The 23,204-nt window shown below is 62.1% G+C and carries 17 protein-coding genes; all 17 read left to right on the forward strand.

Annotation, left to right across the window (positions count from 1 at the left end; genetic code table 11):
- Positions 1–55: 55 nt before the first annotated feature.
- The 17 genes from BSE24067_RS33055 (at position 56) to BSE24067_RS03270 (ending at position 22,304) form a co-directional block, all read left to right on the forward strand.
- Complete coding sequence (locus BSE24067_RS33055) at positions 56–6,013, forward strand: YadA-like family protein (protein ID WP_477021214.1); 5,958 nt, start codon at positions 56–58, stop codon at positions 6,011–6,013.
- A 187-nt stretch (positions 6,014–6,200) separates the two neighbouring features.
- Complete coding sequence (locus tag BSE24067_RS03195) at positions 6,201–6,797, forward strand: OmpA family protein (protein WP_244130455.1); 597 nt, start codon at positions 6,201–6,203, stop codon at positions 6,795–6,797.
- Between the two features lie 150 nt (positions 6,798–6,947).
- On the forward strand, positions 6,948–8,114 hold the full coding sequence (locus tag BSE24067_RS03200) for a DUF2827 family protein (protein WP_151062341.1): 1,167 nt from the start codon (positions 6,948–6,950) through the stop codon (positions 8,112–8,114).
- Positions 8,096–9,217, forward strand: a complete 1,122-nt coding sequence (locus BSE24067_RS03205) for a DUF2827 domain-containing protein (RefSeq protein ID WP_151062340.1) — start codon at positions 8,096–8,098, stop codon at positions 9,215–9,217. The genes BSE24067_RS03200 and BSE24067_RS03205 overlap by 19 nt, the downstream gene beginning before the upstream one ends.
- A complete protein-coding gene (locus tag BSE24067_RS03210) occupies positions 9,214–9,774 on the forward strand; it encodes a hypothetical protein (protein ID WP_151062339.1) in 561 nt (186 codons plus the stop codon). Before BSE24067_RS03205 ends, BSE24067_RS03210 begins: the two co-directional genes overlap by 4 nt.
- Before the next feature lie 55 nt (positions 9,775–9,829).
- Entirely contained in the window at positions 9,830–10,960 is a 1,131-nt protein-coding gene (locus BSE24067_RS03215; RefSeq protein ID WP_151062338.1) for a DUF2827 domain-containing protein, read from the forward strand.
- Between the two features lie 52 nt (positions 10,961–11,012).
- The gene (locus tag BSE24067_RS03220; protein WP_170297388.1) at positions 11,013–11,912 is read left to right on the forward strand and encodes a peptidylprolyl isomerase; all 900 of its coding nucleotides are present in this window, start codon (positions 11,013–11,015) and stop codon (positions 11,910–11,912) included.
- A 31-nt stretch (positions 11,913–11,943) separates the two neighbouring features.
- Positions 11,944–12,267, forward strand: coding sequence for a hypothetical protein (locus tag BSE24067_RS03225; protein ID WP_151062336.1), 324 nt, complete (start codon positions 11,944–11,946; stop codon positions 12,265–12,267).
- A 45-nt stretch (positions 12,268–12,312) separates the two neighbouring features.
- Positions 12,313–14,148 carry a tetratricopeptide repeat protein gene (locus tag BSE24067_RS03230; RefSeq protein ID WP_151062335.1) on the forward strand — a complete coding sequence of 612 codons (1,836 nt, stop codon included), beginning with the start codon at positions 12,313–12,315 and terminating at the stop codon, positions 14,146–14,148.
- Positions 14,149–14,180: 32 nt separating this feature from the next.
- On the forward strand, positions 14,181–14,435 hold the full coding sequence (locus tag BSE24067_RS03235; protein ID WP_151062334.1) for a hypothetical protein: 255 nt from the start codon (positions 14,181–14,183) through the stop codon (positions 14,433–14,435).
- Between the two features lie 26 nt (positions 14,436–14,461).
- Positions 14,462–16,447, forward strand: coding sequence for an OmpA family protein (locus BSE24067_RS03240; protein ID WP_151062333.1), 1,986 nt, complete (start codon positions 14,462–14,464; stop codon positions 16,445–16,447).
- A 59-nt stretch (positions 16,448–16,506) separates the two neighbouring features.
- The gene (locus BSE24067_RS03245; RefSeq protein WP_151062332.1) at positions 16,507–17,217 is read left to right on the forward strand and encodes a DUF2968 domain-containing protein; all 711 of its coding nucleotides are present in this window, start codon (positions 16,507–16,509) and stop codon (positions 17,215–17,217) included.
- A 228-nt stretch (positions 17,218–17,445) separates the two neighbouring features.
- The gene (locus tag BSE24067_RS03250) at positions 17,446–17,697 is read left to right on the forward strand and encodes a GlsB/YeaQ/YmgE family stress response membrane protein (RefSeq protein WP_151062331.1); all 252 of its coding nucleotides are present in this window, start codon (positions 17,446–17,448) and stop codon (positions 17,695–17,697) included.
- 429 nt (positions 17,698–18,126) lie between these two features.
- On the forward strand, positions 18,127–18,483 hold the full coding sequence (locus BSE24067_RS03255; protein WP_174904689.1) for an H-NS histone family protein: 357 nt from the start codon (positions 18,127–18,129) through the stop codon (positions 18,481–18,483).
- Entirely contained in the window at positions 18,467–19,300 is an 834-nt protein-coding gene (locus BSE24067_RS03260) for a response regulator transcription factor (RefSeq protein ID WP_170297387.1), read from the forward strand. Before BSE24067_RS03255 ends, BSE24067_RS03260 begins: the two co-directional genes overlap by 17 nt.
- A gap of 123 nt (positions 19,301–19,423) precedes the next feature.
- Complete coding sequence (locus tag BSE24067_RS03265) at positions 19,424–21,313, forward strand: tetratricopeptide repeat protein (protein WP_151062327.1); 1,890 nt, start codon at positions 19,424–19,426, stop codon at positions 21,311–21,313.
- A 328-nt stretch (positions 21,314–21,641) separates the two neighbouring features.
- On the forward strand, positions 21,642–22,304 hold the full coding sequence (locus tag BSE24067_RS03270; RefSeq protein ID WP_151062326.1) for a C40 family peptidase: 663 nt from the start codon (positions 21,642–21,644) through the stop codon (positions 22,302–22,304).
- Positions 22,305–23,204: the final 900 nt, after the last annotated feature.

Below are 23,204 nucleotides of genomic sequence, written 5' to 3' on the forward strand. Positions count from 1 at the left end.
GGTCAATTCGCTGTCAACGTCGACCTCGACCACGGCGAGCTCGCTGTCGACCGGTGTGAGTTCGCTGTCGACCGGTCTGTCGACGACCAACAGCAACGTGACATCGCTGTCGACGTCGACGTCGACCACCGCCAGCTCGTTGTCGACCGGTTTGTCGACGACGAACAGCACGGTGTCGTCGCTGTCCAGCACGGTGTCGGGCAGCAAGACGCATTACTACAGCGTGAACGACAACGGCACGCAGGGCGGCAACTACAACAACGACGGCGCAACCGGCGTGAACGCGCTGGCGGCCGGCGTGGGCGCCACAGCAGCAGGCGCTTCCGCTGTCGCAATGGGCAACAATGCGAACGCAGCCGGCGCGAGTGCACTCGCACTGGGCCCGAATTCCACGGCATCCGGCGCGAGAAGCATCGCAGAAGGTAGCGGCGCAACGACGCCGACGACGGCCAGCGACAGTATTGCAATCGGCACCAACGCGACCGTCGTGGCCAATGGCCCGAGCGGCGGCGCGGGTGCGGTGGCGATTGGCTCGGGCGCGATGGCGGGGGATCCCGGCACCGCAGTCGGTACGGGGGCTTCTGCACTGGGAACCGATGCAACGGCGGTCGGCTACATCGCGACTGCTTCGGGCTCGGCCAGCGCCGCGCTTGGAACGGGTTCCGTCGCCTCGGCGGCAAACACGACGGCCCTCGGTCACGGCGCGACGGCGACGAACGCCGGTGACGTTGCGCTGGGCAGTGGTTCGGTGACGGCGGCGGCGAATCCGACGACGGGTGCAACGATCGGCGGCACGGCGTACACGTTCGCAGGCACGACACCGGCGAGCGTGGTGAGCGTCGGTGCGGCAGGCGCCGAACGTCAGATCACCAACGTCGCGGCGGGCCAGCTGAGCGCGACGAGCACGGATGCGGTCAACGGCTCGCAACTGTTCTCGACGAACCAGGCAGTCAACTCGCTGTCGACGTCCACGTCGACGACGGCCAGCTCGCTGTCGACGGGCGTGAGCTCGCTGTCCACGGGGCTGTCGACGACGAACAGCAGCGTGTCGTCGCTGTCGACGTCGACCTCGACGACGGCAAGTTCGCTGTCGACGGGGCTGTCGGCGACGAACAGCACGGTCTCGTCGTTGTCGAGCGGCGTCGGTTCGATTTCGAGCAGCCTGTCGTCCACGAGCAGCAGCCTCGCATCGCTGTCGACTTCGACTTCCACGACGGCCAGCTCGCTGTCGACGGGGCTGTCGACGACCGACAGCACGGTGTCGTCGCTGTCGACGTCGAGCTCGACCGCGACCAGCTCGCTGTCGACCGGCTTGTCGACGACGAATAGCTCGGTGGCGTCGCTGTCGACGTCGACCTCGACGACGGCAAGTTCGCTGTCGACCGGTCTGTCGACGACGAACAGCACGGTGTCGTCGCTGTCGACGTCGAGCTCGACCGCGACCAGCTCGCTGTCGACCGGTCTGTCGACGACGAACAGCACGGTGTCGTCGCTGTCCACGTCGAGCTCGACCGCAGCCAGCTCGTTGTCGACCGGTGTGAGCTCGCTGTCGACTGGCGTGAGTTCGCTGTCCACGGGTCTGTCGACGACGAACAGCAACGTGTCGTCGCTGTCGTCGGTGGTCTCGGCTACGCGCACCCACTACTACAGCGTGAACGACAACGGCACGCAGGGCGGCAACTACAACAACGACGGTGCGACGGGCATCAACGCACTGGCGGCAGGTGTCGGTGCGACGGCAGCGGGTGCGGCCGGTGTCGCGGTGGGCAACAACGCGAACGCGGCAGGCGCGAACACGGTTGCACTGGGTTCGGGCGCAACGGCGACGAACGCGGGCGACGTGGCGCTGGGCAGCGGCTCGGTGACGGCGGCGGCGAATCCGACGACGGGTGCGACGATCGGCGGCACGGCGTACACGTTCGCTGGCACGACGCCGACGAGCGTGATGAGCGTCGGCGCGGCAGGTGCTGAACGTCAGATCACGAACGTGGCGGCGGGCCAGCTGAGCGGGACGAGCACGGACGCGGTCAACGGTTCGCAACTGTTCTCGACGAACCAGGCTGTCAACTCGCTGTCGACGTCGACGTCGACGACAGCAAGTTCGCTGTCGACGGGCGTGAGCTCGCTGTCGACCGGTCTGTCGACGACCAACAGCACGGTTTCGTCGCTGTCGACGTCGACTTCGACGACGGCAAGTTCGCTGTCGACGGGCCTGTCGGCGACGAACAGCACGGTCTCGTCGTTGTCGAGCGGCGTTGGCTCGATCTCCAGCAGTCTGTCGTCCACGAACAGCAGCCTCGTATCGCTGTCGACTTCGACTTCGACGACGGCCAGCTCGCTGTCGACCGGTCTGTCGTCGACCAATAGCAACGTGGCCTCGCTGTCGACGTCGACCTCGACCACGGCCAGCTCGCTGTCGACCGGCTTGTCGACGACGAACAGCACGGTGTCGTCGCTGTCGACGTCGAGCTCGACCGCGACCAGCTCGCTGTCGACCGGTCTGTCGTCGACCAATAGCAACGTGGCGTCGTTGTCGACCTCGACCTCGACGACGGCCAGCTCGCTGTCGACCGGCCTGTCGACGACGAACAGCTCGGTGTCGTCGCTGTCGACGTCGAGCTCGACCGCGACCAGCTCGCTGTCGACCGGCCTGTCCACGACGAATAGCTCGGTGGCGTCGCTGTCGACGTCGACGTCAACGACGGCAAGTTCGCTGTCGACCGGCCTGTCGACGACGAACAGCACGGTGTCGTCGCTGTCGACGTCGAGCTCGACTGCAACCAGCTCGTTGTCGACCGGTCTGTCGTCGACGACCAGCTCGGTCGCATCGCTGTCGACGTCGACGTCGACGACGGCCAGCTCGCTGTCGACGGGTCTGTCGACGACGAACAGCACGGTGTCGTCGCTGTCCACGTCGAGCTCGACCGCGACCAGCTCGCTGTCGACCGGTGTGAGTTCGCTGTCCACGGGTCTGTCGACGACGAACAGCAACGTGTCGTCGCTGTCGTCGGTGGTCTCGGCTACGCGCACCCACTACTACAGCGTGAACGACAACGGCACGCAGGGCGGCAACTACAACAACGACGGTGCGACGGGCATCAACGCACTGGCGGCAGGTGTCGGTGCGACGGCAACGGGTGCGGCCGGTGTCGCGGTGGGCAACAACGCGAACGCGGCAGGCGCGAACACGGTGGCGCTGGGTTCGGGCGCAACGGCGACGAACGCGGGCGACGTGGCGCTGGGCAACGGCTCGGTGACGACGGCGGCGAATCCGACGACGGGTGCGACGATCGGCGGCACGGCGTACACGTTCGCTGGCACGACGCCGACGAGCGTGATGAGCGTCGGCGCGGCAGGTGCTGAACGTCAGATCACGAACGTGGCGGCGGGCCAGCTGAGCGGGACGAGCACGGACGCGGTCAACGGTTCGCAACTGTTCTCGACGAACCAGGCCGTCAACTCGCTGTCGACGTCGACTTCCACCGCGGTCGGTTCGCTGTCGACGGGTCTGTCGGCGACGAACAGCACGGTGACGTCGCTGTCCAGCGGCATCGGCTCGATCTCGAGCAGCCTGTCGACCACGAACAGCAGCCTCGTGTCGCTGTCGACGTCGACGTCGACGTCGGCCAGCTCGCTGTCGACGGGTCTGTCGACGACCGGCAGCACGGTGGCATCGTTGTCGACGTCGAGCTCGACCGCGACCAGCTCGCTGTCGACCGGTCTGTCGTCGACCGGCAGCACGGTGGCGTCGTTGTCGACCTCGACCTCGACGACGGCCAGCTCGCTGTCGACGGGGCTGTCGACGACGAACAGCACGGTGTCGTCGTTGTCGACGTCGACCTCGACCGCAACGAGTTCGCTGTCGACCGGTCTGTCGACGACGAATAGCTCGGTGGCGTCACTGTCGACGTCAACGTCGACGACGGCAAGTTCGCTGTCGACCGGTCTGTCGACGACGAACAGCACGGTGTCGTCGCTGTCCACGTCGAGCTCGACTGCAACCAGCTCGCTGTCGACCGGTCTGTCGACGACGAACAGCTCGGTCGCATCGCTGTCGACGTCGACGTCGACGACGGCCAGCTCGCTGTCGACGGGTCTGTCGGCGACGAACAGTACGGTGTCGTCGCTGTCCACGTCGAGCTCGACCACCGCCAGCTCGTTGTCGACCGGTGTGAGCTCGCTGTCGACTGGCGTGAGTTCGCTGTCCACGGGTCTGTCGACGACGAACAGCAACGTGTCGTCGCTGTCGTCGGTGGTCTCGGCTACGCGCACCCACTACTACAGCGTGAACGACAACGGCACGCAGGGCGGCAACTACAACAACGACGGTGCGACGGGCATCAACGCACTGGCGGCAGGTGTCGGTGCGACGGCAGCGGGTGCGGCCGGTGTCGCGGTGGGCAACAACGCCAACGCGGCAGGCGCGAACACGGTGGCGCTGGGTTCGGGCGCGACGGCGACGAACGCGGGCGATGTCGCACTGGGCTCCGGCGCGGTGACGGCTGCGCCGACCCCGACGTCGACCACGACGATCGGCGGCACGGCATACACGTTCGCGGGCACGACGCCGACGAGCGTGATGAGCGTCGGCGCGGCAGGTGCTGAACGCCAGATCACGAACGTGGCGGCCGGCCGGGTCAGCGCAACGAGCACGGACGCGATCAACGGTTCGCAGCTGTATGCAACGAACCAGGCGGTCAACACGCTGTCGACGTCGACCTCCACCGCAGTTGGCTCGCTGTCGACCGGTCTGTCGTCGACGAACAGCACGGTGACGTCGCTGTCGACGTCGACCTCGACGGCGGTCGGCTCGCTGTCGACGGGCTTGTCGACGACGAACAGCACGGTGTCGTCGTTGTCCACCTCAACCTCGACGGCAACGAGTTCGCTGTCGACCGGTCTGTCGGCGACGAACAGCACCGTCTCGTCGCTGTCGTCGGGGCTGTCGTCGACGAACAGCACGGTGACGTCGCTGTCGACGTCCAGTTCGACTGCGACCAGCTCGCTGTCGACCGGTCTGTCGACGACGAACAGCACGGTGACGTCGCTGTCCACGTCGAGCTCGACGGCAACGAGTTCGCTGTCGACCGGTTTGTCGTCCACGAACAGCACGGTCAACTCGCTGTCGAGCACGGTCAGCGCGATCAATGGCACCAGCACGTCGCTGTCGACCGCCGTGTCGACGACGTCGAGTTCGCTTTCCACGGCGATGTCGTCGACGACCAGCACGGTCAACTCGCTGTCGACGTCGACGTCGACGACGGTGGGCTCGCTGTCGACCGGCCTGTCGACGACGAACAGCAGCGTGTCGTCGCTGTCGACGTCGACCTCGACCGCTACCGTTTCGCTGTCGACGCTGATCTCGTCGTCGCGCACGCACTACATGAGCGTGAACGACAACGGTACGCGTCAGAGCAACTACGGCAACGACGGTGCGACGGGTAACAACTCGATCGCCTTCGGGCCGGCAGCCACGGCCGCGGGTGTCGGTGCAATCGCCGTCGGTAACGGTGCGAATGCTGCGTCGGATGGCGCGACCGTCATCGGTGCCAATGCGATGGGGTCCGGCACGAACGCCACCGCAATCGGTACGAACGCGACGGCGAGCGCACCGAATTCGGTTGCACTCGGCGCGGGTTCGATCGCTGGTGAAGCCAACACGGTGTCCGTCGGCTCTGCAGGCAACGAGCGCAGGCTCACCAACGTCGCGGCGGGTGTGAACCCGACCGACGGTGTGAACGTCTCGCAGTTGAATGCAGTGCAGGGAAGCGTGAACAACGTGGCCCGCAAGGCATACGCCGGTGTCGCGGGAGCCACTGCGCTCACGATGATTCCGGAGGTGGACCTCGGCAAGACCATTGCGATCGGTGTGGGCGGGGCCTCATACCAAGGCTATGGCGCAGTTGCGATCGGCTTCACGGCACGCTTGACGAACAACGTCAAGATCAAGGGCGGCGTGAGCAGCAGCAGCGCGGGGCACGTGGTAGGCGGCGGCATCAGCTACCAGTGGTAACAACGCGAAAGCGGGCGCGGACGGCAGCGATGCCGCCGCCCCGCGGTCGATACACGCTTGGCAAAGAATTTCCAGAACAACGAGGTTTGACATGACCAAAACAGCGATCGCGGCAGTGCTTGCCGCCGCCACCGTGCTGGCCGGCTGCTCATCGGCATCCGGTCCGACGTTCGACGCGTACACGATCGTGCTGCCGAACCAGCAGCAGGCATACCGTGTACGGTGCGACGGCCTGCTCGAAGGACATGGCACCTGTGATGCGAAGGCACGGGAAATCTGCGGTAGCACCCCGGTACGGCTGATCGAAGGGCAGGCGCCTTACTCGAGCGACGTCGGCGTCCGTCTGCTGACTTTCCAGTGCGCGGCACCCGTTCAGCCGGCGCCTGCGCCGGTGCAGCCGGCGCAGGCACCTGCTCCGGCGCCGGTACCCGTGCCGAAGAAGATCACCCTGGCGGGCGACGCCAATTTCGACACCGCGAAGGCGAGCTTGACGCCGGTCGCGCAATCGAAACTGGACAACCTCATCGCCGATGCGCACGGCATGTCGTTCCGGACCGTTGTAGTCGACGGTTATACGGATTCGCGCGGCTCGGATGCGTACAACCTCGATCTGTCCGCGCGTCGCGCGCAGACCGTGTCCGCGTACCTGCGTGATCACGGCCTGCGGTCTCAGCAATACATCACCCATGGGTTCGGCAAATCCAATCCGGTGGCGAGCAACGCGACCGAGGTCGGCCGCGCGCAGAACCGCCGCGTCGAGATTCAGCTGGATACGGTGAACTAGAAGTCCGGTGAAGTACCCCCGTTGTCTACGCTTCCGGTATGGGCGTGCGACATGTCACAACGGGTTTAGGGGAGGGGCTGTCGCGCCCCGGTAAGGCAGTTCTTCCCCTCTTTTTTCTAAAAACTATTACGTGTACTTCACGCAACGACAATGCGTATTGGAATTTCAGTTCTCACCCACTCCGGACATAGCGTCTGGGAAAACGGGCTAGGGCAGAACGTTTGCTACTTCGCGCAATTGTTGCGCGGGCTTCCGTTCGTGACCGACATCGTGTTGCTCAATTGCGGCGACCAGAATGCGCTCGCACCGGAAGTCGAAGCCGCTGCATTGGGTCTGCGGCTCATCGCGCCGCGCGAAGCAACTGATCTCGTCGACGTCGTCTTCGAGATGGGCGGCGGCCTCGACGTCGAATGGCTCGATCACATGCGAGCGTTGGGCAAGAAGGTCGTGTTCTTCTGCTGTGGCCAACCGTACGTCGGGCTGATCGAGCCGACGATCTTCAAGAAGGACGGGTATTTCGCGCGCGCGACGCGCTGCGACGAGATCTGGATTCTCGAGAAGGATCGCGAATTTGCGCCGATGCTGCGCGCACTGCACCGGTGCCCGGTCGTCGAGGTGCCGTTTCTGTGGGATCCGGTCTTCGTCGAGCAGCGCGTGCGCGCAGTCGAAGCCGCTGGCCTGACATTCGGGTATCAGCCGATGCCGGATCTCGTGTCGCCGCGTCGGCTTCGGGTGTCGATTTTCGAACCGAACATTTCGGTCGTGAAGTGTTGCACGATTCCGTTGCTCATCTGTGAAGCGGCGCATCGAATCGACGCCGAGGCGATCGACCGCGTGCACGTGCTGAACAGCGTGCAGATGAAGGATCATCCGACGTTTTCGTTCATGACGAGCTCGCTCGAGCTCGGCAAGAAGAACAAGCTTCACCTCGACCATCGGCACGACTTCGTCGGTTACGCGAGCCAGTACGTCGACGCGGTGGTCGCGCATCAGTGGAACAACACGCAGAACATCGTCTATCTCGATGCGCTGTATGGCGGTTATCCGCTCATCCACAACTCGCCGTGGCTCGGCACGGTCGGCTACTTCTACACCGAATCGCGCGTGAACGAAGGCGCTGGCCAGTTGCTGAACGCGGCCTACATGCACGACGTCGCGTTCCGCGACTACCAGGCAGAGACGAGGGCATTCCTCGCGCGCCTGTCGCCCGCAAACGCGAAGAATCGATCGGACTACGCGCGCACGCTGCTTGCGATTGGCGGTGCGAATCTCCCTCGAAGCAACGGACGGAGGGCAGCATGCCGAGCCGTCGCCTGAAGGTCGGGATCACGCTGTTCGTGCGCACCGGCTTCCAATCGATCTGGGAAAACGGAATTTTCCAGAACTGTTTCTTTCTGGCGATGCTGCTGAAGCGGTCGCCGCTTGTCGAAACCGTGTATCTCGTCAACGGCGGCGATGGCACGCCTTCCGACGCGAAGCAGTTTCTCGAATACTCGCCGGCGCCGATGATCGATCTGGAAACGGCGCGAGAGCAGCTCGATGTCATCATCGAACTCAGTGCGCAGCTCAATCCCGATTGGGCTCGCTCGTTCCGAAGCCGCGGCGGCCGCGTGATCGCGATGCGCGTCGCGAACGATTACGTGATCGACATCGAGCGCATGATGTTCGGCTTGCCGCACGGCATGCTGTTGTCGGGCACACCCTACGACGCGATCTGGACGCTGCCGGCATTCGAGCGAAGCTGTGCAAGCTACTACGAGACCGGGTTGCGCGCACCGGTGCGCGTGATGCAGCACCTGTGGGGCCCCCAGCTGCTGAATCGATCGCTTGCAGCGAGCGGCACGACGGCGAGCTTCGGTTACGAGCCCGGTCGAAGCCGTTGGCGGCTGGCCATTCTCGAGCCGAACATCTGCATGGTGAAAACCGCGCATATCGCCATGCTCGCGGCCGACCTGGCCTACCGGCAGGTGCCCGGCATAGTCGACGTGCTGCGCGTGTTCAACGCTGTCCACTTGAAAACCGAAGCACAGTTCGTCGGCTTTGCGCGGAGCCTGGATCTCTTCCAGCATGGACGAGCGACGGTCGAACCGCGGCTGCCGATCTACGAGATTCTCGGTCCGCAAGCCGACGCGATCGTCTCGCATCAATGGGAGAACGCGCAGAACTACCTCTACTACGAGGCGCTTTATGGCGGTTATCCGCTCGTGCACAACTCGACGCTGCTGGACGACTGCGGTTACCAGTACGACGGTTTCGACTGCGAGGACGGTGCCCTGGCGTTGCTGGAAGCGTTCCAGACACACGATTTGAACCTCGATTCGTACCGGGCCGGTGCGCGAGCATATCTCGCCACGCTCGACCCGGAGCGTAAGGAGAACGTCGAAGCCTACGGCGCGGCAATTGCGGAGCTCTTCCAATGAAACGTGTCGATTGCATCTCTACAGATCGCGGCTTGAAATTCATCGCCGCCGGTGTGGCAGCAGCTGTCATTCTGGCCGGCCGCATCGCCATGGCAGAGCCCCTGCCGATGCCGGGCACGGTCCTTTCGGCAGCCGCGATGCGTGCGGGTATTCGACGCTGCTACCCGATGGTCAACGCGATATCCAACGCGACGTTTGCCGACGCGCAGCGCGCGGACGTCGTGCTGGACTGGAATCGGAGCAGTCCGGATAGCGAACCATTTTTCTCGTTGTCGGGGCTCAATTACGGCGATACGTCGGCGCTGCTGTCCGTGACGACAGCGCCGGTCGAGTCGGGTTGCGCGGTACTGGTCGAGCGGGTATCGAGCGCGCCGATGCGGTGCAGCCAATTCGCGCGGGCAGAACTGGGCGGATATCGAGCGTCTCAACTGGTTCCGGCCGTCACGGTCTACGCCAACCCGGCGCGGCCGCGCGAGACCGTGACGCTTCTCGATGCGGCGGCGTCCTGCGTGATCATGCGCCGGCAAGTTCGACTGGGTACGTCCGAATCGCAATGAAGCGGTATCGGAAAAGAGCTTAACAACGATTGACAAGTATTTTCGGGGATGGAATATGCGCTCGCTGCGAATCGGCATCACGATCGGGTTGCACCATGCGGGGGAGAGCCTATGGGTCAACGGCATCAAACAGAATGCCTTGTACCTGATGAAGCTGTTCAAGAACTCGCCGCTCAAGCATCGCGTCACGCTCGTCAACACGACGGCGGTCGATATCAAGTCCGGCATCCAATGGGATACCGACCAGTTTCCGGTTCGCACGTTCGACGATGCGAAGGATGCGCTCGACGTGCTGATCGAGCTCGGCGGGCAGATCGACTCGCTGCAAACCGCGTATCTGCAAGAACGGGGCACGAAAGTAGTCAGCTATTGCTGCGGTCCCGAGTACGTCCAAATGTCCGAGGCGATGATTTTCGGCAGGCGCCTCGCCGATTCGATTTTTATCAACCAGCACTACGACCAAGTGTGGGTCATTCCGCAAGTGGTCGAAACGAGTGCCGGATTCTTCAGTGTGCTGCGCCGCCGCGAGGTGCGCGAGGTGCCGTTCGTGTGGGATCCGATGTGCATCGACGAGCGGACGTCGAACCTTCCGTTCGGCGGCGAATATCGCCCCACGGGTCGGCCGAAAAAGTTGTCGATCATGGAACCGAACATCGACGTGCTCAAGTTCTGTCTTTATCCGTTGCTGATCGCCGAAGCCGGCTATCGGAAGCGCGGCGAGAAGATCGACTACGTGCACGTGACCAATGCCGAGCATCTCGCCACCCAGAGCCCCGAATTTATCGGAATCGCTCAATACCTCGATCTGGTTCGCGACAAGAAGGTGAGTTTCGTCGGCCGATATGACACACCGCAGTTCCTTGCCGAGCACACCGATATCGTGATCTCGAACCAATGGGGGCTCGCGCTGAACTACTTTTACTTCGACGTCTGTTGGAACGGCTATGCGCTCGTTCATAACGCGAATCTCTGCAAGGAAATCGGCTACTTCTATCCGGGTAACGACGTCGAGGCTGGCTGCCGTCAGTTGACGGAAGCCATCGACCACCACGACGACGACTGGAAGGGCTACTTGATGCGGCAGCGCGAACAGATCGGCCGTTTCCTGCCCGACCATCCCAAGCAGATCGAGGCTTATGACGACCTGCTCGCCGGCTTGTTCGATGGTGTACGAAGCAAAAAGTGAGCGGCGTCCGAAAACACGTCGGAAATCAGTAGTGCAATCAATGGATATGAAAATGAGCGAGCACATGAAAAGCATCCACGCATCCCGTTCCTCGGCAGCGATCGCAGCGGCCGTCATGACGTCGTTTCTGTTTGCCGGATGCGCGCACGCGCCTGCGGCGGACCCGGCACAGCAATTGGTACGCCCGGCGCCCACCTCGGTGCCCGGCGCGGTCGCGACGGTCAACGGTGTCGCGATTATGCGGACCGAGGTCGACGATTTGCTGCGAACCAGTGCACAGCCCGATTCGCTCGCCCAGCGCGAAACCATCGTGCGAGGTCTGATCGCGCGGGAATTGATTCGTCAAGCAGCCGAATCCGAGAAGCTCGGCGACGCGAGCGAAGTTCGCGCTGCGGAAGGAAAGGCACGTGTCGATATCGAGAACCGTTTATATGTGTCCCGACATCTGCAACCCACGGTGGTGACGGACGAAGAGGTGCGTCAGCGCTACGACGCCGTGGTGGCATCGCTTGGCCCTGTTTCCTACAAACCGCGCGTGATCGTGCTGCCAGACGAGCAGGCGGCTCAGCGGGCACTCGCACGGCTTGCGCGCCACGAATCGTTCGACAAGGTGGCGGCCACTGCCAGCGTTGCCCCGAACAAGGCAGAAGGCGGGGCGCTGCAATGGATGAGCCTCAAGACGCCGGTGACGGACGGTCAGACACAAGGATTGCCGATCGAAGTGGCGCGCGCACTCGTGAAACTGCGCCCCGGCCAATACACGCGGACCGCCGTGCCGGTTGGCTCGAACCGAGTATTGGTCAAGCTCGACGCGACCCGGCCGACCACCGTGCCGCCGTATGCGCAGGTCCAGGATTCCCTGCGGAAATCGATGCAGGCCAAGCGGCAGGACGACGCGTTTGGCGCGCTCGTCGATTCGCTTGCTCAAAAAGCGGTCATTACGCGGCAATAAATCGCGTCAACCGTCGGATAGGGAGAAGCTCATGGAAAACGCACACTGCACGGACCGCTTCATCATGAACCTGATCGTGGGTTGGCTCGTCGCGTGCTGGATCGTGATGGCGGTCAACTGGTCGTCCGCGAACGTGGATTGGTTACGCAATGTGACGCCGCGCATGGAGGTCGCGATCGCTTTGGTTGCAGCAATTGTCGTTCTGTTCGCGATTCCATATTTATTCAAGAAGATTTCTCGGCTTCGACCTTCCGTGCTGTTCGAAGACGTCGCGGCGAAGCGGGCTGCTTTCCGTGGCCGGTTGATCGGCCTCTGTGTCGGGCTGCTCGCCGGCATCATGGTTCAGGGCATGTGATTCATGTGGGCAACCGCACAACATTAAAACAACACAAGGTACGACATGGCGAAGCAAGCAAAAAACCAACTGGACCGCGCCGAAGAACTGATCGCGCGTGGCGCGCTGATCGAAGCAACGCATCTTTTGTCGGCCGAGCGAGCGTCCGAATCGGCGAATCCGCGCGAGCTCGTGTTGACGAGCCGGCTGATGGGGCTGCGTGGCAGACATGCCGACGCGCGCGAACTACTTGATCGCGCATTGCGACTGGACCCGGAAAACGTCGATGCGCTGACGGAGCGCGCTCGTCTCGCGGTAAGGCTGGGTGACGACCCCGGCGCGGACGGGTGGTTCGAGCGTGCGTATCGACACGGCGCCCCGGGCGACGACTGGATGGTCGACTGGATCGATGTATTGCTGAGGCTCGGAAAATTCGATGCGGCGCGCGACATCGCGACCGTGCGCTGTGAACGCGCGCCGGACCAGGCAGGCCCGTGGTTCCGACTCGGTCTCGCCCATCAGCAGGCGCGCCATCAACTGCAGGCGCTAGATGCCTATCGGCATGCGATTCGGATCGAACCCAAGACGCCGATGCTGCGCAACAACATGGGGGCGGCGCATCTCGAACTGAAACAGTTCGACGATGCAAAAGCCGTGCTCACTCAGGCGCTCGAGGACGATCCCGATAACGCGCTTGCGTGGAGCAACCTCGCGACGACGCTTCTGAAGACCGGTGAAGTCGCGGACAGTCTCGTCGCGGCCGAGCGCGCATGCGCACTCGCTCCGAACTATCCGACCGCGCTGCAGACCTATTCGTATGTGCTCCGCGAGCACCAGCAATGGGACGAAGCATTGGCCATCGCTCAGCGAGCGCTCGAATTGGAACCGCAAAACATGTCTCTTGTATGGACGGTTGCGATGTTGCAGCTGATGCGCGGCGACTATCAGAACGGCTGGAGTCGCCACGAGGCTCGCTGGCAAGGCTCGCCGGAGCTGCGCGGCATCTCCCACAACCTGCCCGCGCCCCAGTGGAACGGTGAATCGCTGGCGGGCAAGACGATCCTCATCTGGGGCGAGCAAGGCAACGGTGACGTGCTGCAGTTCGTGCGCTTCGTTCCCGCGATATCGGAGCGGGTGCGCCGTGAGGGCGGCAAGATCGTCTACTGCTGTTTCTCGAATCTGATGCCGCTGCTCGAGCGCAGCGTCGGCGACGTGGTGGAATCCGTGGTCCCGCACGATCAGCGGCCGCTGCCGGCATTCGACTATCACCTTCCGCTCTGCAGCCTGCCATTTGCGCTGGGCGTGAGACTCGAGCATTTACCGGGCCGTACTTCTTATCTGCGTGCGGATGTCGAGAAGGTACGGATGTGGCGCGACCGATGCGAGAGCGGCGCGGGGTTGAAAGTCGGATTGGCGTGGTCGGGCAGTCGAAATCATCAACGCAATCCGATGCGTTCGGTGGACCCGGTCGAGTTGGCCAGCGTTTTGAAGACCATTCCGGGCGTTCAGTTTTACAGCTTGCAACTTGACGCAGACGAGGAGGCCGACCGGGCGCGCGACGCCGGCCTGCGATTGGTCGATCACACCGGCGAATTCGAATCGTTCGACGACACCGCCGCATTCGTACAGAGCCTCGATCTGGTCGTCACCGTTTGCACGTCGGTGGCTCATCTGGCCGGTGGGCTCGGTGTGCCGACGTGGGTACTGCTCGACGTCAATCCGCACTGGGTATGGATGACGGGGCGATCCGATAGTCCGTGGTATCCGAGCGTGCGCTTGTACCGCCAAAACACGTATGGCGACTGGAGTTCGGCGCTGGGTGAATTGAGCGGCGATCTGCGGGCGTTGGCGCAACACCATCAGGCGGAAGCACCAGAGACGGAAACGCACGGCGCGCTTTGAGAGAAAACCGGATCGGAGGATACGAACGAGCAATGGACGAGCCGCTGCAATTCCGGTTTCCGAGTCCGGGTTGTGCTGACCGCACCCGTGCCGACTGGCCGTTCTATCTCGATCGCGAGCAGCGCGCATTGCTTCGGAGGCTGCATGACGCATGGGGCGAGGATGCCATCGTTCAAATCTATGGCGGATGCGTTCGCGTGCGGGCCGAATCGGGCGAGTGGCGATTCGCAAACGAAGTGGAGTTGCGCGCCGGACTCGAAATATGCGCCCGGTGTCGACGCGCCTGAAAAATTTGAATTTGACGGAGTGAACCTTGAAGAATTTCGATTTCGTCCAGACGGTGTCCCGGGTGTTCACCCAGACGATATGCGAGCAGCTTTCGGCTCGGATGGGGTTGGCACCAAATGTGATTCATCACGTCGTCGAACTCGGTGCCGTGGCGGTCGGTGCTGCATTGATCGCGGCATGTCGAACCGCGCAAGGTGGGTCGTCGGTGTACGGAACGCTTATGTCGGGCGCGGCGAATCCCCGGATCAGCGAGCAACTGGGCGAACTGGTGGGCGATACGGCCGCGTTGAAGGATCTCGAGGCGAGCGGCGACGTATTGAGTCGACGCGCAATCGAGCGTCGGATCGCGCCGTTGAGCGATCAGATCGCGATGCAGACGGGGGTGCCGCCGCAAGCCACGCACGTTCTGGTCGCACTGGCGGCCGCCGTCGGGCTGGGCGCGCTCAAGCATCATCTGCTGATCGAGCAGGCGCAGACCAGCGATTTCGTCGAACTGACCGCCGCACAGGCCCCGTTGATCGCGCCGGCGCTGACTGATGACATGGCCGCCGTGTTGGGATTCGAGAGCGCATCGCGGCTCTTGCAGACTGGCGGCCACTTTGCGACGACGGCTGCCGGTCCCGCACCCGTTTCCATGGTGGCGGCCGATCCCGAGCCTGCGCGGCCGCCGGCTGCACCGTCGACGTATGGCGGGATCAATGCAACGGTCAGCACGACGGCAAGTTCCACAGTCGTTCCCGCCTCTCGCATGCAGCCGAGCGTGTTCTCGCCGCCGCCGATGGCCGCCCCGGAAGCCCACGTGCCGAACTTTTCTCAAAAAGTGGACGCACCAGCGGCGGCAGCCGTGGGGGAACCTGCGCCAATCGATGAGGCCACCGATGCCGGTCGGGCAACGCCGATCATGCACAAGGCAACCGTCCGGACACGTAGATCGCGTCGCGGGCTCGCGTGGCTTCTTGCCTTGCTGGCGCTCGGGACAGTTGGGGCGTTCGCGTATGAACAGACGCACCCGGGCTTTCTGAAAGCGGCAATATCGCCGTCCACCGATTCGGTGAGTTCGCCCGCCAGTGCGCCTGCCGCGGCGTCGCGTGTCGGTGTTGCGGTCGAAACGCCGGCCGGCGAAAGGCCGGTTGAAGTGTCCGCAACGTCGGTCGCCGCCGCCTCGTCTGCAGTTGCCGCTTCTTCCTCTACGGTTCCTGGCGTGGGAGACGCGGCCACGCCAGCGCCTGAAGCCGTCGCGAACACAGCCGCGTTTCGCGTCGACGATGGAGGGAGCCCGCACTTTGCGGGCACCGTCGCAGGCGATGAGCAACGCGACACATTGATGCGCGCGCTGAAAGACAGGTTCGGCGCCGGCCGCTTTACCGCCGATGTGAAAGTCGTGGCGGGTGCGCGTGCCGACTGGATGGATCACCTCGATACGCTCGTCGCGCTCATGGCGGTACGCGGCGCGGAAGTGGAACTCCACTCGTCCGCGATCGAACTCGCAGGATCGGCGACGACCGCAGGATGGCCCGCGCGCGTTCAGCAGGCATTTGGCTCTCCGTGGCAAGTCACGACGTTTTCTGCCGCCGAGCGAGTGGATGCGGCCGCGCGATCGTTTCGTCACGCGATGGCCGCGACGCTCGACGACGGTCAGCCATGCCAGGTCGCGAACGTTGTACGCGTTCTCAATATGCAGATCATCGATTTCGCGCACTCGAGCGCTCACGTGCCGACGTCGGCGAAGGACACGCTCGGCGATTCGGCGCTGTTGCTGAAGACGTGCGCAAATGTTGGCCATCCCGTGAAGGTCAGGATAGCCGCCTACGCGGATAGCCTTGGCGACCGCGAAGCGCTTGTACAACTCGCACGCAAGCGGGCCGACTCGGTGTTGGCGTACCTCGTCGCGAACGGGGCGCCTGCTGCTCTCCTGACGGCCGAGGGTTACGGCGCTGAGAAGCCGATCGCGAGCAATCTGACAAGTATCGGTCGGTTCGAGAACCGACGCATCGAATTCGCTGGGCAATAGTGAACCCGCGTCTATCGCCACCGGTCCGGAACAGGTTCCCGGCATTGAGGAAATTGATCATGAAGTTGCATCTGAATAACCGACCTCTCGAGGCCGCCGACCCAACGACCGAAGCACTGTTCGACACCCGCGCCGAACTCGAGCCGGCGCCGGCGGACGACACCCTGATAGCGACGCCGACTGTCTCCCCGCTGCGTTCGCTCAACGCGGTGCTGCCGCAGGGAGCCGCCCGGACGGTGCAGACGGCTGAACTCGCCGAGATAGAGGCGATGCACGCTCGGGACGCAGTAACGGTGCTTCGCACGCTGGAGACCTTCTCCTATGCGGTCAAGCTGCTGCTCCATCGCGCCGACATGTCGTACTACGTCACGCTGCACCAGGAAGGCAAGCTATGGCGAGCGTTGCATGGGATGGAGTTCGATACGGCCGAAGCCGCGTTCAAGTACTTTGAAGAGCAGGCAGTGCGACTCGCCGATGTGGAACTGCGGCGGGCTCAGCTCGAGGCGCAGAACCAGCAGATCGCCGCGATGGCCGATGCGACCGAAGGGCAGGCCGAGCGGCTGAGAATCGATCTTGAACGTCATGCCGAGCAGACGCAGCTCGTGAATAACCGCCAACAGCAGGTGAGAAAGGATGTGTCGCTCCTGGAGGCGCAAAGAGCGGCGGCGCAAGCGCAGTTGAACAAGGCGGTTCGCCTGATTCATCAGCTTCGTACGACGAGCAACGAGCGCGTGCCTCATCTTCCTCTGCGCCGGACTGACGGATCGTAGCCGGCAGGTCGAACCGGAATGGCGGCCGGAAAACCGTCAAGTTGATGCAAGGAGGACTCGAATGAAGAGACGCACGCCGGCGATATTGGCCGTGATGTTTCTGCCCGAGTGCAGTCATTCAAACGCATAAGCACCACAGTTATTTATATCGTCACGTGCATCGCGATGAGAAAACCAACAATCCCGATGAACGGGTAATTTTAATTTAAGTTAATTCAAGGAAAAACCATGCTTACTCATATTGCAATTTGGCTGATCGTTGGTGGCATCGCTGGCTGGCTGGCCGGTCTGATCGTTTCGGGCAGCGGATTCGGCATCCTTATCGACATTGTCGTCGGCGTTATCGGAGCAGTCGTTGGCGGTTGGCTCGCATCGGTATTCGGGATTAGCGTTGGCGGCGGATTCTTGTCGTCGATCATCGTTGCCGTGGTCGGAGCCGTAATTCTGTTGTTCATCATCCGACTGGTCCGGCAGATGTGAGTTTTTAGCGCATCGCCGGGCAGTGTGAACGGGGCATAGGATGATGAGTGAAGATCCGGCCCGCTCTGTCAGAAAGAGCGACAAACAAGCACGTCCAGGGCTGCAGGACATGAAAGACATTCACTGGCACGGAGAGCCGCGAACCATGCATTTTCGCCGTCTCATCCAAAGATTCACTCGCCCGTTTGTCTGCGTCGTAGCCGCGGTCGTGCTTGGATTGATTTTGCTAATTGTCGCGGAAATCGCCATTGAAATGCAGAAATGCACGATGTAAGGGCCCGGCTGGAGCCTGAGAGAACTGCGTAATGATGGGTGGTGGATTTTTATCGATCTTTCGGGGTTGAGACGTTGTCGCGTCTTTACCCATAAATCACCTTTAATGCGCAAAAGATTGTGTATGGAATGGGAGGAAATATGTCGAGAGATTCATTGCAAGCGCTTCTCGCGCAGCGAGTTGAACTGGATGCAAAGATCGCTGCGCAACGCGCAATTCTGCGCAAGAACGTTGTCGAGCAGATCGTCACGTTGATGCGCGAGTACGAAATCGGCATACGCGAGATCGAAACGCGCGTCGGAAGTCAAGAGCGGGGCAGGATAGCGCCGCGCAGGCGAGTCGAACCGCGATATTGGGATCCCGAAACAGGCGCGACATGGTCCGGCCGCGGTCGCCGCCCGCGCTGGATGAACGGACGCGATCCGGAAGGATTCAGGATCACGTCGAGCGATTTCGCGGCTGATGGTCGAGGAAAGCAGGATGAGCCCGAGGGCGATGGAATTGGTGAGTGAACGGGGCGATCCGGTTGCGTTTCGCAGGTGTCAGTTTGACCGCTATGAATGGAGCATGCCAATGTCGGTATTGTCGATCGTCCGGCCGGTAACGTCTTGCGCAGTCGTGGGAGGCAACGAGCGGTTGAGTGGCCTTGAAGCCCGGCTGAGCACACTCGGATTTGCCTGCGTGCATCTGGATTCCTGTCATGGTGTGATTGATCGCTTTCGCGCGGCGGCGGTCGATGTGATCTTGCTGATGGAGTTACATCGGAACACCGGGATTGCCGAGCTTGTGCAGAAAATCCGGAGCAATCCCGCGACGGAGCGAACCCCATTGGTCGTCATCGGGCCACGGAGCGATGACGAAATGGTGGACGCGCTTGTCGCGGGTGCGGACGTCTATCTTGACGAGGCTGCGGCATTCGACCTGATGGTAGCCAGAATTCGGGCGCTGATGCGACGTATTTCCTGTGTGCAGCGCCTCGCCGAGAATCAGTTCTTCGGTGCCTATGTCTTTTCGGCCGGAAGCGATCGGGTGTCGGTGGATGGCATGTCAATCGGGTTGACCCGTATGGAATATCGTGCGGCGCTGCTGCTTTTCTCACGACTATCTTCCGTCGTCACATTCGGAGAGCTGTGGATGACGATGTGGGAGGGCGTGTCGCTTCAGGACCCGCAGCGACATAACGTTTGTGTGCATATCTCGCGACTGCGCACCAAGCTCAAACTGACGGGCGAACATGGTTATCGCCTCATCTCCGTACGTGGGACCGGCTATACGCTGGCGGCCGTCGACATGGAGCATGCGGTTTCGTCAAGAGCGGTGAATTACTGAGATGGACGCAGGTCACAGCATGGACGTGTGTCGCCGAGACTGCACTGTGACCGTCGTCGCAGCGGAGTGCAATGTTCGCGGCACACGATCAGACCGGCTTGATATGGATAGACCGTAACCGGTATGGCGCCCGAATTCATCCGTCGCAGTGCATTGGAAGCATTTGAAGCCGGGGTGGCCGCTCACCACGGTGGAGACCTTCATGCCGCGGCGAGTAATTACCGTCGTGTCCTCGAACTCGAGCCCGATCACGCTTCCGCGCTGAACAATCTTGGCGTATTGCTCGAAGCGAGCGGATCTCCCGAAGAAGCGGAGACCTGCTACCGTCGGGCCATTGCCATCGATCCGTCTTACGTCGACGCGCATTGCAATCTCGGGATGCTCGCTTACGCGAACGGACACAGTGAAGCGGCACTGATCTGCTTCGAGCGCGCTTTGGATGCAGCTCCCGACAACATGGTCGTGAGGCATAGGCTCGGCATCGTCCTGCAGGCCACGGGCCGGTCGGTCGAAGCCGAGTATCATTTTCGGCAGGCGCTAAGGGAAAGCGGCGCGCACGCCGGGTTACTGACCGATCTTGGAACATCGCTGTACGAGCAAGGTCGGCATCATGAAGCAGAGGCATCCTATCGTCACGCGATCGAGCGTGACCCGGCGCTCTTCGATGCGCATTTGAATCTCGGCGTTCTCCTTTACAAGGTGAACAGGTTTCCGGAGGCTGATCGCTGCATCCGGACGGCAATCGCGCTGCGTCCCGATGATCCACGCTCGTACGGCAATCTCGGCAACCTGCTGTATGCGCAGCAGCGCTTCTCCGAAGCGGAAGCGTGCTACCGCAAGGTACTCGAACGCTTGCCGGAGTCAGTGGAAGCGCTCAACAATCTCGGGCGCGTGTTGCAAGACGCCGGCCGTCTTTCCGAAGCCGAACAATGTCTGCGACGCGCGCTCGATGTCGATCCGCTTCGCGCGCCTACTGCGTTCAATTTGAGTCTCGTGCTGCTCGCAATGGGGCGCTATGAAGAAGGCTGGGCGCGGTATGAGACGCGGTACGCCGTATCGCCCTATTGGGGAGGTGAGGCGCGCGAGCATGTACAGCCAGCGTTGATATTTCCGGAGTGGCAGGGCGAGCCTCTGAATGGGAAGTCGATGGTCGTGCTTCCCGAGCAAGGGCTGGGTGATTTCGTACAGTTCGTACGGTATCTGCCGATCTTGAAGGCGACGGGTCTCCGGCGACTGACGGTTGTGTGTCCACCTGGGCTGCGTCGACTGGCTGAATCCATCGACGGTGTGGACGACTGGATTGTGCCTGACGACCTGGATACGCTGCCCGCGCACGACTATGCTTGTCTGCTGATGAGCCTGCCGCACCGGCTCCGTGCGGAATGTCCGGAAATCCCGACAAACGTACCCTATCTGAGGCCGAGTGATGAACTGATTGCTCGATGGCGGGCGCGTATGCCGGCACACGGGATTCGAGTCGGCCTGGTCTGGGCCGGGGACCCACGCCCTGATCTGGCGAGCGCACATGCGATCGATCGACGAAGGTCGTTCCATGCGACGCTCTACCGACCATTAGTCGAGATGCCGGACTTGACCTTCGTGAGTTTGCAGAAGGGAGATGCGGCGCGCGGGCAGATTTCCGAGTTGCCTGCATCATTGCAACCGTTCGATCCTATGGGACACGTGTCGGACTTTGCGGATACGGCTGCGATCATCATGAACCTCGACCTCGTTATCTCCGTCGACACATCGGTCGTTCACGTTGCCGGAGCGGTGGGTACACCTGTCTGGATGTTGTCGCGGTTCGACGGTTGCTGGCGCTGGCTATCGGACCGTGAGGACTCGCCTTGGTATCCCACTGCACGCATTTTCAGACAAAAAAATCCAGGCGACTGGGTGGCCGTTATCGAAAGTGTCCGTGAGGCGCTCCGTGCATGGTTGCTGTCGGCAGCACGGAACCAGGAGGTGATCCCATCGAATCAGCTCCGGTCGTCCGAAATTTTGTCACCGTGATGCATCTCGGCATCGCGGCCCGACGATCCGCAATCACGATTTCAATACGAGCGGTCCGGTGCCGGTGAGCGCGTCGGCATGCGATAAGTGCTTTGACAATTCTTGAGCGAGGCTGGTCGATGCACCGGGTAGCATTGCCAACATACTGCTGCATGGTGCACTCGTGCTCAGTTCATGTCTAAAGTCACGCGAAGATCGTCATTTTCCTGTAAGAACTGCATCAAACGATCGTTCGGTTGACGCGACGGAAGATGCTTCGTTGTATCGGAGATCGTGGGCGGCGCGCGGTCCGATAGCAATCAGTCGGGGTTTTGCGGTGGTGTCGAGTATGAATTGGAGAAAGTTTTCCGATGCAGAGAAACGCATCGCGGCAGTCCTGATTGCGACGATAGGATTTGTAGCTGGTTCGGCATGGGCGGATCCTATGCCCACGGAACGGGCCGACCATGATAATGCAGCTCGACCGGCTATTCCCGCCATGGGGGCCGATGCAACCAGGGATCCAGCAGCATATGTGCAGGAAAAGGCATTAAGTCTTGTTGGTATTCCGTATCGCCGGGGGGGAACATCGCCGAAGAGCGGTTTCGATTGCAGCGGCTTTGTTCAATACGTGCTGCGCGCCGCAACCGGCGTTCGCATTGCTCGCACGGCGGCGAGTCAGGCAAGGGAAGGGCTTCCCGTTGGGCAGGGGCAACTGCACGTGGGAGATCTCGTATTCTTCAATACGCTCGGTCGAAAGTTCTCCCACGTCGGGCTTTACCTGGGGAATGACCAATTCGTACATTCGCCGTCAAAGGGCGGACATGTACGCCTTGAGAGCCTGCGCAGTCCGTATTGGCAGCGCCACTATGTGACCGGAGAACGACTGAAGGCGTTTGCAGAGAATACGACGCGTCGCAGCGTGCAGTCTGCGGACACCAGAGGCGGCGTCAAGGACGTTGAATCGATGGCGATCGAACCCGAGTCGCGCGACATGGAGACGGGGAAATAATGGAATACCGAAATAAAAACCGGATTGGAATATGTGTACTGGTGGCCATTGTGGCTTTTGCCGTCGCCCTGTCGATCCTATCCGGCCCGTCGCAGAGCGTGCCACTCGCTCTGCGCGCAGCCGACGCAAACAGACACCCGTAGCGTGCTCCGCTCGAAAAAACCTGACGATGTGCGAAATCAGCCACCGTTGTCCACTGCGATACGAGGCATTCTTGTGTATTCAACGGGAGATCTCGTGCAGCGAAGAAAATTGAACGAAGGTATCGGGGATTTGAAGGGCATGACATGGAGGCCAGTTGTCAGTGCGGTGCGGACCCACTATCTCGTACACTTTCATCTGACCCGTCGACAAAAAATCGCTCTAATTGTCGCATTCCTCCTGGCATGGGCGTTTCTTCACGTTGCGCTGCATATCGTCTTTGCTACGCAACCGGTTCAGGCTCAGCCTGCGAAGCTACGAAGTAATCGTTGCTGCCATGCGCAATCGACGCAGATGCCATCACTGGCTCCCAAGGCATCGACCACTCACTAGCGCCCGTACCGCGCGTGTCCATTGTTTCGCTGGTCGCGCGCTCACGAGTCGACATCTGCAAGTTCGGCCGATTGTCATCCGGCGCGTTTCGGCGTTCGGAACAACTCGGTGCTTAAGCTGTCCTCGACGCGAGAGCGAAGAAGATGGTGAGGGACAGTGAACGCAGCGTTGGGGAGAACGATGGCCTTGGCTGCAGTCTGGGAGCCGAGGTCGCAATCATGAGCGATACATGGCACGCCTGCCCAGGGCACGTCGTTGCGAGCCGCATGATCTTGCACTGCCGAAGCGTTGGCGCTGTATGGCGCTTGGCTTGGCTTCCCGGCGGCCGTGCGAATTTGGCGATCGGATCATCGCCGTTGCGGTCAA

This window comes from Burkholderia latens (assembly GCF_902499045.1).
GTDB classification, from domain to species: Bacteria; Pseudomonadota; Gammaproteobacteria; order Burkholderiales; family Burkholderiaceae; genus Burkholderia; species Burkholderia latens.